This is a genomic window from Propioniciclava soli (assembly GCF_038502305.1).
GTDB lineage: Bacteria > Actinomycetota > Actinomycetes > Propionibacteriales > Propionibacteriaceae > Propioniciclava > Propioniciclava soli.
On sequence record NZ_CP115965.1, the window covers coordinates 2,962,255 to 2,974,296 of the forward strand.

The 12,042-nt window shown below is 71.8% G+C and carries 11 protein-coding genes; 8 read left to right on the top strand and 3 right to left on the bottom strand.

Features of this window, described 5'->3' with window-relative positions:
- Positions 1-4 precede the first annotated feature (4 nt).
- Positions 5-1,087, bottom strand: a complete 1,083-nt coding sequence (ychF, locus tag PCC79_RS13385) for a redox-regulated ATPase YchF (protein WP_342372123.1) — start codon at positions 1,085-1,087, stop codon at positions 5-7.
- Positions 1,088-1,229: 142 nt separating this feature from the next.
- Between ychF and PCC79_RS13390 the strand changes: the two genes are divergently transcribed.
- Both PCC79_RS13390 and PCC79_RS13395 read left to right on the top strand, forming a co-directional pair.
- Positions 1,230-1,610 (top strand): DUF6394 family protein, encoded by a 381-nt coding sequence (locus tag PCC79_RS13390; protein WP_232548413.1) that lies wholly within the window; start codon positions 1,230-1,232, stop codon positions 1,608-1,610.
- A 36-nt stretch (positions 1,611-1,646) separates the two neighbouring features.
- Complete coding sequence (locus PCC79_RS13395; RefSeq protein ID WP_342372124.1) at positions 1,647-3,362, top strand: NAD-binding protein; 1,716 nt, start codon at positions 1,647-1,649, stop codon at positions 3,360-3,362.
- Between the two features lie 16 nt (positions 3,363-3,378).
- Here PCC79_RS13395 and zupT read toward each other — a convergent pair whose 3' ends face one another.
- Positions 3,379-4,179 (bottom strand): zinc transporter ZupT, encoded by an 801-nt coding sequence (gene zupT, locus PCC79_RS13400; RefSeq protein WP_232548411.1) that lies wholly within the window; start codon positions 4,177-4,179, stop codon positions 3,379-3,381.
- Between the two features lie 33 nt (positions 4,180-4,212).
- Positions 4,213-5,478, bottom strand: a complete 1,266-nt coding sequence (locus PCC79_RS13405; RefSeq protein ID WP_342372125.1) for a M18 family aminopeptidase — start codon at positions 5,476-5,478, stop codon at positions 4,213-4,215.
- A 33-nt stretch (positions 5,479-5,511) separates the two neighbouring features.
- Here PCC79_RS13405 and PCC79_RS13410 point away from each other — a divergent pair, with 33 nt between their 5' ends.
- The 6 genes from PCC79_RS13410 (at position 5,512) to PCC79_RS13435 (ending at position 11,954) form a co-directional block, all read left to right on the top strand.
- Entirely contained in the window at positions 5,512-5,934 is a 423-nt protein-coding gene (locus PCC79_RS13410; RefSeq protein WP_232548409.1) for a GNAT family acetyltransferase, read from the top strand.
- An 83-nt stretch (positions 5,935-6,017) separates the two neighbouring features.
- Positions 6,018-7,622 carry a DNA recombination protein RmuC gene (locus PCC79_RS13415; RefSeq protein ID WP_342372126.1) on the top strand — a complete coding sequence of 535 codons (1,605 nt, stop codon included), beginning with the start codon at positions 6,018-6,020 and terminating at the stop codon, positions 7,620-7,622.
- Positions 7,623-7,731: 109 nt separating this feature from the next.
- Positions 7,732-9,012: a threonine ammonia-lyase IlvA gene (ilvA, locus tag PCC79_RS13420; RefSeq protein WP_232548407.1), complete on the top strand. Its 1,281-nt coding sequence runs from the start codon at positions 7,732-7,734 to the stop codon at positions 9,010-9,012.
- Positions 9,013-9,064: 52 nt separating this feature from the next.
- Positions 9,065-9,706 (top strand): hypothetical protein, encoded by a 642-nt coding sequence (locus PCC79_RS13425; RefSeq protein WP_342372127.1) that lies wholly within the window; start codon positions 9,065-9,067, stop codon positions 9,704-9,706.
- Positions 9,707-9,715: 9 nt separating this feature from the next.
- Positions 9,716-10,315 (top strand): hypothetical protein, encoded by a 600-nt coding sequence (locus PCC79_RS13430; protein ID WP_342372128.1) that lies wholly within the window; start codon positions 9,716-9,718, stop codon positions 10,313-10,315.
- Positions 10,316-10,388: 73 nt separating this feature from the next.
- The gene (locus tag PCC79_RS13435) at positions 10,389-11,954 is read left to right on the top strand and encodes an OmpA family protein (RefSeq protein WP_342372129.1); all 1,566 of its coding nucleotides are present in this window, start codon (positions 10,389-10,391) and stop codon (positions 11,952-11,954) included.
- Positions 11,955-12,042: the final 88 nt, after the last annotated feature.

The window sequence follows — 12,042 nt, forward strand, 5'->3', positions numbered from 1 at the left end:
CGTATCAACGTGTTGCCGAACCGCTGCGGAACTCGACCACGTCGCCGTCCGCCATCACGTAGTCCTTGCCCTCCAACCGGACGCGTCCCGCCGCCTTGGCCGCCGACTCCGAACCGAACTCCACGAGATCGTCGAAGCTCACGACCTGGGCCTTGATGAAACCCTTCTGGAAGTCGGTGTGGATCACGCCGGCCGCCTCGGGCGCCGTCGCGCCCTTGCGGATCGTCCACGCCCGCGACTCCTTCGGCCCCGCCGTGAGATAGCTCTGCAGGCCCAACGTGTCGTAGCCCACACGCGCCAGCTTGTCGAGGCCCGGTTCGTCCACGCCGGCCTCGGCGAGAAACTCCGCAGCCTCCTCGGGCTCCATCTCCACCAGCTCGGACTCGAACTTCGCGTCCAGGAAGATCGCCTCGGCGGGGGCCACGACGGACGCCATGCGCTTCAGCAGCGCGGCGTCGGCCAGCTGGTCGGCGTCACAGTTGAAGACGTAGATGAACGGCTTGGCCGTCAGCAGGAACAGCTCGCGCAGCGGCTCGGGGTCGAGGTCGGCCGCGTAGATGCCGGTCCCGTCCGACAGCGTCGCGTACGCCTCCTTCCACGCCGCGAGCTTCGGCTGCGCCTCCTTCTTGATGCGCGCCTCCTTCTCCAGGCGCGGGATGGCGCGCTCGAGCGTCTGCAGGTCGGCCAGCACCAGCTCGGTCGTGATCGTCTCGATGTCGGATGCCGGGTTCACGGCGCCGTCCACGTGCGTCACGTCGTCGTCGCTGAACGCGCGCGTGACCTGGCAGATGGCGTCCGCCTCACGGATGTTCGCCAGGAACGCGTTGCCCATGCCCTCGCCCTGCGAGGCGCCCTTCACGATGCCCGCGATGTCGACGAAGCTCACCGTCGCCGGCACGATCCGCTCCGATGAGTACAGCTCGGCGAGCGTCGCCAGCCGCGGCTCGGGCACCCCCACCACCCCGACGTTCGGTTCGATGGTCGCGAACGGGTAGTTCGCCGCCAGAACGGTGTTGCGGGTCAGGGCGTTGAAGAGGGTCGACTTGCCCGCGTTCGGGAGGCCGACGATACCGATGGTGAGTGCCACGGGAGTCCACTCTACGGGCCCGGACGCCGCCGCTCACCTCGGCCCTCCCCCACCACCACCCGCCACGGTGATCGAAAACGTCACCGCGGCGTCCTAGAGTGACTGCTGACACGCAGGATCGGCCACCGAGGAGATGGGGCCCATGAACTTCGAGAAGGTCGTCTTCGGCTTCTTCATCACGCTCGCGGCCACGCTGAACTTCGGCTTCTTCATTGGCGAGATGGACCGGCCCGACCTGCACAGCGTCTGGGGCCTGGCCGCGGCGCTGGCCGTCAGCGTCATCGCGACGATCCTCAAGTTCGGCGACCGCACCCAGCTCGGCGCCGTCCACCTCGCGACGAGCCTGGTGGCCGACCTGCAGCTCCTCGTCGCGGCCCTCATCTGGACGTGGGCCGTCTACATCGGCCCCGGCATGGGCGGTCAGGCGATGAGCCAGGTGGTGTCGTTCTCCGGCGGTGCGCTGCTGGCCAACCTGATCTCGGTCGTGCTCCTGCTCGGTGAGATCTTCACGATGCGCCGCTGACCCATGCGCGCCACCACGGGGCAGTCTCGGCTGCCCATGACCAACGTCTTCTACCTGGTCCTGCGCCGGATGCGGGTTCCGTTGATCATCGTCACGATCGTCTACACCGTGTGCACGTCGGTGCTGGCCCTCGTCCCGGGGGTGGACGCCAACGGCCAGCCAACCCCGGGGATGGGGCTGTTCCACGCCTTCTACGTCATCAGTTACACCGGCACCACGATCGGGTTCGGCGAGATCCCCGTGCCGTACTCCGGTGCCCAACGGCTGTGGCTCACGGTCAGCATCTATGCCACGGTGATCGGCTGGTCGTTCTCCATCGTCAACCTGCTGGCCCTGCTGCAGGACCCGGGCTTCCAGAACGCCGTGCGCTCGGCGCGCTTTAACAACCACATTCGCGGGATGCGGGAGCCGTTCTACATCGTCGCCGGTTGCGGCGAGACCGGCGCGATGGTCTGCCACGGCCTCGACCGGGTGGGCCTGCGGTTCGTCATCATCGAGCCCGACCCGGTGCGGTTCGAGGAACTCCGGTTGGAACAGTTTTCCTTCGACCCCCCGATGGCCCGTTCGGACGCCTCCCAGGCCGACAGCCTCATCGCCGCCGGGTTGCTGAAACCGAACTGCCGGGGCGTCATGGCGCTGGCCCCCGCGGACGAGACGAACCTGGACATCGCGGTGAACGTCGGCATGCTCCGACGCGGTCTGCCGACGCTGGCCCGCATCCAGGAGACCGACATGGACACCGCCCACGGCGTCTTCCTCAACGACATCGTGGTGAACCCCTTCGAGCGGTTCGCCGAACACCTGGTCTCGGCGATCATCGCCCCGGAGCGCTACCTGGCCCGGGAGATTCTCACCGGCCTGCCCGGGATGCCGCTCCCCGAGGCGCACCACCCCCCGGCCGGCCACTGGGTGATGTGCGGGTATGGACGCTTCGGCCACGCCATCACCGAGGCGCTGCGCGCGTTCGGTCTCACGGTCAGCGTCATCGACCACTCCCACTACGACGGCGGGCAGCAGGTGGACATCAAGGGGCGCGGCACCGAGCCCGGCGTTCTCGCCGCGGCCGGCATCGAGCACGCCAACGGCATCGTGGCCGGTCACCGCGACGACCGCCGCAACCTCGCCATCGCCGCCCACGCCCGCGAGCTCAACCCCGACATCTTCATCGTGACCCGGCAGAACCAACGCTCCTCGGCGCCGTTGTTCGAGGCCTTCGAGGGCGACCTGGCCATGGAGCCGTCCAAGCTGGTGGCCCGCGAGTTCCTGGCCGTCATCACCACGCCCCTGCTCGCCCGCTACCTGGCCTACCTGCGCAACCAGGACGAGCCGGTGTGTTCGCAGCTGGTGACGAAGCTATCGACGCTGCGGCCGGGGTACGTCCCCGAGACGTGGAGCCTGGTGATGAACGAGCCGACCGCGCCCGCCGTCGTCCGCCAGATTCGCGAGGGGGTGGAGGTGACCGTCGGGCACCTGATGGCCGACCCGCGTCACGAGTCCGAGCCGCTGTGGCTCAAGCCGCTCGTGCACGCGCGCGACGACAAGACGATGATCAACCCCGGCAAGGGGCTTCGGCTGGCCGAGGGGGACGAGGTGCTGTTCGTGGGCTCGGCGGAGGCGCGGCGGCGTCAGGAGTTCACCTTGGTGAACGACACCATGTTGACCTTCGTGATCACCGGGGAGGACCGCTCCAGCGGCGGCCTCCTCTGGCGCTGGATGACGCAGCGCCGCGCCCACTCCGCGGCGCGCTCCTGACCCACCCTGCCGGGTGTCAGAGGGTGAACAGCACGATGCTGGCCACCACCACGGCCATGCCGGCGAGCATGCCGTAGACGGTCTGGTGCTTGTCGGTCTGGTAGCGCCACGCGCCGGGCAGCAGCTCGTCGAGCGCGAGGAACACCATCATGCCGGCGACCAGCCCGTAGACGACGCCGAAGAACACCGGGGGCACGACCCAGGCCAACAAGGACGCCGCCAGCAGCGCCCCCAGCGGCTCGGTCAGCCCGGACGCCGTCGCCCACCAGAACGCCTGCGTGCGGGACCCGGTGGCGGCGTACACCGGCGCGGCCACCGCGATGCCCTCGGGCACGTTGTGGATCGCGATGGCCACGGCCAGCGGCAGGCCCACGCCCGGGTCGGCGTACGTGGCGACGAACGTCGCCATCCCCTCGGGCAGGTTGTGCAGCGCCAGCACACCGGCCACCAGCAGCCCCGAGCGCAACAGCCGCCCGGTGCGCAGCTGGTCGCCCGTGCTCGACACGTCGCCGCCGGCCGTCTCGTTGGGGTTGAGCTGCACGGGCAGCAGCCGGTCCACGGCCAGGACGAGCCCGATGCCGGTGAAGAAGGACGCCCACAGCAACAGGTGGGCGGCGCTCTCACCGAACGACGCCTGCAACGCTGTGAGCCCGAGCGGGATCGCCTGCACGAAGCTCACGATGAGCATGGCGCCGGCGGCAAACGCCAGCATCACCGCCAGCCAGGAGCGGCGCAGGGTGCGGCGTCCGAGCGCGAGGGCGCCGCCGATTGACGTGGCCAGCCCCGCCAGCAGCGCGACGGCGAGCGCGAGAACCACGCTCAGCACCCCGCCGGGCCGACGGCGGGCACCTCAGGCGCCCGCGTAGTACGCGGTGAGGGCCGCGGCGAGCCAGCCCGGGTCGCGGACGCCGGCGAGCTCGCGCGTGGAGTGCATGCTCAGCAGCGGGATGCCGACATCGCACATGAGGACGCCCAACCGCTCGGCCGTCATGGGGCCGATGGTCGAGCCGCACGGCACGGCGTTGTTGGAGACGAAGTCCTGGGTCGGGACGCCGGCCGCGTCACACGCGCGGCGCCACAGGGCCGAGCTGGCGGCGTCCGATGTGTAGCGGAGGTTGGCGTTGTGCTTCAGCAGCGGGCCGGCGTTGAGCAGTGGCCGGTGGTCGGGGTCGTGCAGGTGCGGGTAGTTGGGGTGGACGGCGTGGCCGGCGTCCGCCGAGATGCACGAGCTGCGGGCCAACAGGCGGAACCAGCCGTCGTCGTCGAGCCCGAGCGCGCCGGCGAGCCGGCGGAGCACCTGCTCCAGCAGCGGCCCGGCGGCACCTGAACGGGAGGACGAGCCGACCTCCTCATGGTCGAAGCAGGCGAGCACGGTGATGTCGTCGCCCTCGTCGGCCGCCAGCAGCGCGGTGAGACCGGCGTGCACCGAGGACAAGTTGTCGAGCCGAGCGGAGGCGAAGAACTCCTCGGTGGGGCCGAACACGGCGGGGGCCTCGGTGGGGTGGCAGATGAGGTCGTGGCCAGCGACGTCGTCGGCCTCCAGCCCGGCCTCGGCGGCGATGAGCTCGAGCAGGTCGAGGTCGGGGCGTCCGACCGAGAAGACGGGCCGCAGGTGGGCCTGCCGGTCGAGGCTCAGCTTCTCGTGGACCGAGCGATCGAGGTGGGGCGCGACCTGCGGCACCCGCAGCCACGCGGGGGTGGCGACGAGGCGCTGCTCGCCGGTGGTGGTGATCAGGCGGCCGGCGACGCCGAGCTCCCGATCGAGCCACTGGTTGGGCAGCGGGCCGCCGTAGACCTCGACGGCCGCCTGCTGCCAGCCCAGGCCGAAGGACGTGGGTGCGGGCTTGAGCTTGAGCGCCGGGGAGTCGGTGTGGGCGCCGACGATGCGGACGCCGGCGCGGGCGGCGTCCACCCCGCTCGGCACGTGCCAGGCGACGATCGCACCGTCGCGGACGACGTAGCCACCGCGGGGTTCGTCGGTGAAGGCGTCCTCCTCGGCCTGGGCGGTGAAGCCGGCGGCGTCCAGGCGGCGGGCCACCTCGGCGGCGACGTGGTAGGAGGACGGGGAGGCCACCACGAAGGCGGCGAGGTCGTCGATGTGCGCGCGGGCGTCCATGCGCCCATCCTGCCGCAGTCCTAAGCTCGCGCCATGGATGTCGTGACCCTCACCCCCGCGGACGCCGACGCCACGGTCGCGCTCTGGGGGGCCTGCAACCTGACCCGCCCCTGGAACGACGCGCACGCGGACTATGCCCGTGCCCTCGCCGGCCCCTCGTCGACGGTGTTGGGCGTACGCGACGGGGAGGCGCTCGTGGGGACCGTCATGGTCGGCGGGGACGGCCACCGCGGCTGGGTCTACTACCTCGCCGCCGACCCCGGGCGCCGGGGTGAGGGCATCGGTCGGGCGCTGATGGCGGCGGCCGAGGGCTGGCTGGTGGCCCACGACCTGCCGAAGGTGCAGTTCATGGTGCGCACCGCGAACACCGAGGTGCTGACCTTCTACGCCCGGCTCGGGTACGAGGAGCAGGATGTCGTCGTGCTCGGCCGGCGTCTGGACGCACCTGCGCACTGATCTGCCGGCGATCTGCCGCCCCGTTCGGGCGACGTCGGCGGGGGCGTCGGAAAATTGTCAGAGGGGCCTGCGAGGATCGAAACATGGAGAACGTAGGCATCCTTCTCGTGGCCCTGCTGGTCGGCGTGGCGCTCGGTGCGCTGGGCGCCTGGCTGGTGCTGCGCCGCTCCGCCGCGGTCGAGGTGGTCGAGGACGCGGCGGCCGCCGACCGGCTGCGCGCGGCCGAGGCGTCCGCGCGGGCCGAGGCAGAGCGCGCTCGCGCCGAGCACGCCGGCGCCGAGCTGCGCGTCCGCGAGGCGCAGGCGGACGCCGAGCGCGCGCGCCGGGGCATCGCGGAGGAGCGGACGGCGGCGGCCGAGGCGCGCTCGGAGGCCGCGGCGGCGTTGGCCCAGGTGGCGTCCCTCGAGGCATGCCGGACGGCCGCGGTGGCCGAGCGCGACACCGCGCTGGCCCGCGCCGCCGAGATCGCGGCCGACCGTGACGCGCTGGTCAAGGAGTTCAAGGTGCTCTCGGGCCAGGCGCTCGACGAGCAGGGCCGCAAGGTGGACGCCAGCGCCGAGGCGCGGCTGCGCCAGACCGAGATGCTCATGGCCCCGATCAAGGAGAGTCTGGCGAAGTTCGACGCCCGGTTGGGCGAGGTGGAGCAGGCCCGCGTGACGATGGCGACCGAGCTGGCCCAGCAGGTGCGCGCCGTGCAGTTCACCGGCGAGCAGCTGCGCAAGGAGACCCACGCGTTGTCGACCGCGCTGCGCAAGCCGCACGTCCGCGGCGCCTGGGGCGAGCTGCAGCTCAAGCGGGTGGCCGAGGTGGCTGGCATGGTCGAGTACTGCGACTTCGTGCAGCAGTCGACGACGACGACGTCGGAGGACCGGGTGATCCGCCCCGACCTCAAGGTGACCCTCGCCGAGGGCAAGTTCGTGTACGTGGACGCCAAGGTGCCGCTCTCGGCATTCCTGGACGCGCAGGAGACCGAGGACGAGCGCGACCGCGAGCACCACTTGGCGCAGTTTGCGCGCAACGTGCGCAGCCACGTGGACGCCCTGGGTGGCAAGAACTACTGGAAGGCCGATCCGGGCACGCCGGAGTTCGTCGTCATGTTCGTGCCCAACGAGGCGTTGGGGTTCGAGGCGATGCGGCTGATCCCCGATCTGCACGAGTACGCCAGCGCGCGCAACATCGTGGTGGCGACGCCGTCCACCCTGATCGCCCTGCTGCGGGCCGTCGCCTACGGCTGGAAGCAGGCGAAGCTGGCGGAGTCTGCGGCGGAGGTGTCGCAGCTGGGCCGCGAGCTGTACGACCGGCTGGGCACGATGGGCGGCAACGTCGATCGGCTGGGCCGTGCGTTGGGCTCGGCGGTGAAGGCGTACAACGCCACCGTCGGTTCCCTGGAGACCCGGGTGCTCGTCACGGCCCGGCGCTTCCGCGACCTCAACGTGACCGATGCGGAGCTCGCGCCGCTGGGCACCGTGGAGGAGCCGCTGCGCCAGGTGGCCGCCCCCGAGCTGGTGGCGGACGCCGCGGGCGTCCCGACCTTGGTGGGCCGCGTGGTCGCTGACGACGCGCCGGCGGACGCGTCCGCCCCGAGGCTGCCGGAGCAGGACGAACTGCTGCGCCCGGAGCCCGGCCTCGAGGAGGTCGTCGACGCCACGCACCCGCTCCCCGCCCGCCCGGCGCGCAAGCGGGCCTGAGCGGAGTCGCGCTGGCACCCGGGTGATCCCGCACCCGGCCCCGTCCCTGGCGCGGGCACAACGGGCGAGCGCTGGTGCGGGGTGGGCCGGGGCGCGGCACAATGGCGAGGTGACGTCCCCGCGAACTCTGCCGCCCACCGACCAGCGCCCGCTGGTGTCGGCGGTCGACATTGACGACGCGGCCCGCCGGTTGGCGGGTGTCATCTCCGAGACCCCGCTGCAGTACGACGAGCGGCTCTCGACGCTGACCGGCGCCCAGGTCTGGCTCAAGCGGGAGGACCTGCAGCCCGTCCGCAGCTACAAGATCCGTGGCGCCTACAACTTCATCGCCCAGCTCGACGCCGCCGAGCGCGAGGCCGGCGTCATCGCGGCGTCCGCGGGCAACCACGGCCAGGGCGTCGCCATGGCGTGCGCAGCCCTTGGCATCCGGGGCCGCATCTTCGTGCCCTCCACCACACCGCGGCAGAAGCGGGCCCGGATGCGCCATTTCGGTGGCGCGTTCGTCGAGTTGGTGGTGGCCGGTGACACCTACGACGAGGCGTTCTCGCTCGCCACCGCGGAGGCCGAGTCCTCGGGGGCCACGAAGGTGCCGGCCTTCGACCATCCGCGCACGATCGCAGGCCAGGGCACCGTGGCACGCGAGTTCGTCGACCAGCTCGAGCGGGAACCCGACGCGGTGTACCTGCCGGTGGGCGGGGGCGGGCTGCTCGCCGGTTCGGCGACCTGGCTGGCCCAGCACAGCCCGCACACCCGCGTCGTGGGCGTCGAGCCGGTCGGGGCGGCCTGCCTGGCGGCGGCGCTGGACGCCGGGCGTCCGACCACCCTGCCGTCCATCGACACGTTCGTCGACGGAGCAGCCGTGCGCCGCGCGGGAGACGTCACGTTCCAGATCGCGCGCGAGCTCGGCCCGCAGATGATGACCGTGCCGGAGGGCGCGATCTGCACCGAGATGCTGGAGCTCTACCAGACCGAGGGCATCATCGCCGAGCCCGCCGGCGCGATGGCCACCACGGCCCTGCAGCGCGTGCGGCCCCGCCCCGACGAGGTGGTGGTCGCGGTCGTGTCCGGCGGCAACAACGACGTCTCGCGCTACGCCGAGATCGTGGAGCGCTCGCTCATCCACGAGGGCCGCAAGCACTACTTCCTGGTGAACTTCCCCCAGGAGCCCGGTGCCCTGCGGCGCTTCCTCGACGAGGTGCTCGGCCCCGAGGACGACATCACGCACTTCGAGTACGTGAAGAAGTCGAACCGGGAGGTCGGGCCGGCGTTGGTCGGCGTCGAGCTCGGCGATCCGGCGACCTACGACGCGCTGCGCGCCCGCATGGACGCCAGCCCCATGCGCGTGGAGGTTGTCTCCCCCGACAGCCCGTTCTACCGCCTCCTCATCTGATCGGCCGCGCTGCGCCGTGGGCTTGGACACGTCCGGGGCCATGATGAAACCCATGCGGTTCTATGCACGCCCCTCAATGAAGCTCGTTCGCCAGATCGTGTTCGACGCCTTCGTGCTGGTCTGGACGATCGGGTGGTGGTTCGCCGGCCGCGTCACCGATGGCGTGGTCCGTTCGGTCGCCGAGCCGGCCCGGCAGACGGTCGCGGTGGGCGGGGGCGTCCGCTCCCAGTTGGATGAGATCGCCAGGCAGGCCGACGGGCTGCCGGTGGTGGGCGACGGACTGAGCCAGCCGTTCACCGGCCTGTCGGGCACCGTGGCCGGGCTGGTGGCGTCCGCCCAGGAGCAGGTCAACGCGATCGAGACCACCGCCACCGTCGCCGGCTGGCTGACGTTCCTCGTGCCGGTCGTGCTCCTGATGCTGTTCTGGCTCCCCCGCCGTCTCGCGTTCTCGCGGCGGGCGAGCGAGGTGCTGGGTCTCGTCGAGACCGTCGACGGCACCGACCTGCTGGCCCTGCGCGCGCTGGCGACGCTCCCGATCGCCGAGCTGCGCACCGTGGCGGCCGACCCCATGGCCGCCTGGCGGTCGGGGAATTCCGAGGTGGCGGAGCAGCTGGCCGAGCTGCAGCTCGTCCACGCCGGCGTCCGCCGGCCACGGCGCCGGCGCAGGTCGGCCGGGCGTCCGCTGGCTCGCTAGCCTTGTCGGGTGAGTCCGCGCCGCTACCACCGCCCCGCCTTCCGCGACCCCGCCGTCCTGGAGGAGATGGGCGAGGGCTCGGACCCCATCGGTGAGCTGCACGCCGCGCACGAGACGGCGGCCGTGCTGGTGCGCGCCGGACGCGCCGCGGACGACCCGGCTGTCACCGCTCGGCTCGTCGCGATCGTCGACGACGTGGGTCTCCCGACGGTGGCCGACCTGTGGGCGCAGCGTCCCGCCCGTAGCCTGCCCGGTGCGCTCTACCGGTTGTACGTGCTGCGCGAGTGGGTCCGCGCCGACCCGGGCGGCGCCGCGCGGGAGTACGCGGCCGGCGTCCGGTTCACCGAACCCAATCACGCCGTCGCGGGGGTGGACCCGACGGGCCCCGACGAGGTGCGGCGTGTGGCCGACGAGATCCTGCGTGGCGCGTTCACCGGTGATTTCGCGATCGCGCTGGAGCGTGCCGCGGCGCTCTGCCACGTCGTCGCGGCCGGACGCGCCGATCTCGCCTCAGGGCACGACACGGTGGAGCGCGCCGCCCGGTTGCAGGACATGGCGCGCGACCTGCGCGCCTGCGCGCACCTGTGGCGCGCCGACGACCTCGCCTGATCGGCACCGCCCCATCGGAGCACCCGGAGAGACTGCCTATGCTGGCCACGAACCCCCAGGAAGGACCCCCGTCGTGAAGCGTCTCGCCTCCTCGCTCGTGGCCCTGGCAGCCCTGGCCGCCTGCACCACGGGCCCCACTCCCACCGACCCAGCCACGTCCACGCCCGCACCGAGTGCCACCGCACCCGCCACACCCACGGCCGTGGACGCGTCCTCGGCCACCGAACTGGTGCGTCAGGGGGCCGAACCGCTGACCACCGTGCTCGCCAGCATCCCGCTGCAGGGCGAGGGCAGCCTGACCGGGGCCACCCTGGACATCCTGGAGGTGCGCGTCACGGACGCCTCGACGGTGGTGACCTTCGCCCTCACCCATCCCGACTTCCAGGCGGACTTCGACGACCGACTCCGCAGCACCAACGAGTGGGCACCCGCCCTGCGAGCCGGTGACGGCGTCTACTGGCCCTCGAAGACGGTGATGTACAACAACGTCGCGAATCTCCACGACCGGATGGCCCTGGTCGGCCAGCCCTACACCCTGCTGGCCGCGCCACGGGGCATGTTCGCCCTGTTCGCCCCGCTGCCGGCCAGCGTCACCGAGGTTGAAGTCCTCAGCCCGCTGTCGGACGACACCGTCTCCGTGCCCGTGGTGCGCGGCCCGGCTACCGCCCCGGAGGGCACGGCCGACATCCCCGCCCTCGGCCAGGTGACGTACGCCGACCCCAACGACGCCGACAACCCCGTCCCCGTCACGGTGACCGTGCACGGGGTCCGCCGGGTCGAGGACGCCACCGTCCTCTACTACTCCGCCGTCCTGCCCGAGGGCTCCGAACCCCAGAACCTCGCCACCTTCGGCGGGGGCAGCACCGTCCTCGCGTACGCGGTGGGCGGCCGGCAGAGTTGGCCGCTCACCATGGGGGTGGTCGACCATGCCAACCACCAGGCCCACACGGTGGCCTTCGACGCGTACCGGGCTCAGGTGTGTTCTCCCGGCGACGTGACCGTCGACGGCGAGGTGGCTCGCACGTGCTGGGCAGCCATGCCCGGCCTGCCCGAGAACGTCACCCGGGTGGACGTCATCATTGGTGGCCAGCAGGCCATCCAGGACGTCCCTGTCGAGGACGGCCCCTTGACCCCGACCATCCCGAACGCCGACGACCCGTTCCCCGTCCTCGGCGGCCCTTGGCCCGAGATCCCGGCGGAAGCGCTGGCCGTGGCCGCCCGCCCGGACCAGGCCGAGAAGGCCGTCTTGCCCCTCGTCGACGTCGTCACCGAGGATGCGGTCACCACCAGCGGGCAACAGCTCGACCTCGACACCACCGTCCTGTTCGCCTACAACGAGGCGACGCTCACACCCGAGGCCAACGCGGTGCTCACCCAGGTGGCCGAGCAGATCCAGGGCTTCGACAACCCGGGCCAACTCACCCTCACCGGCCACACCGACGCGGACGGCTCCAGCTCCGACAACCTGGACCTGTCGCGCCGCCGCGCCCAGGCCGTCGCGGACGCCCTCGCCCCGCTCTTGGGCGACGGCTACACCTTCGCCGTGGACGGCAAGGGCGAAGCCGATCCCATCGCCCCGAACACGACCGAAACCGGCAAGGCCCTCAACCGCCGTGTCACGATCCTTCCGCCGAGCTGACACGAGGGCGGACGCGGAATCCGCGTGACCGCCGAGCTCTCGGCAGCGGCAGGACGCGGGGGCTCCTGCACTGCTGACTTTCGTTGTG

Bases quoted from the DNA above. Each gene is read 5' to 3' on its own strand.
- PCC79_RS13410 (WP_232548409.1), top strand. From the start codon at position 5,512: ATGGATGTCGTGACCCTCACCCCCGCGGACGCCGACGCCACGGTCGCG.
- PCC79_RS13395 (WP_342372124.1), top strand. From the start codon at position 1,647: ATGACCAACGTCTTCTACCTGGTCCTGCGCCGGATGCGGGTTCCGTTG.
- PCC79_RS13405 (WP_342372125.1), bottom strand. From the start codon at position 5,478: ATGGACGCCCGCGCGCACATCGACGACCTCGCCGCCTTCGTGGTGGCC.
- PCC79_RS13390 (WP_232548413.1), top strand. From the start codon at position 1,230: ATGAACTTCGAGAAGGTCGTCTTCGGCTTCTTCATCACGCTCGCGGCC.
- PCC79_RS13425 (WP_342372127.1), top strand. From the start codon at position 9,065: ATGCGGTTCTATGCACGCCCCTCAATGAAGCTCGTTCGCCAGATCGTG.
- PCC79_RS13415 (WP_342372126.1), top strand. From the start codon at position 6,018: ATGGAGAACGTAGGCATCCTTCTCGTGGCCCTGCTGGTCGGCGTGGCG.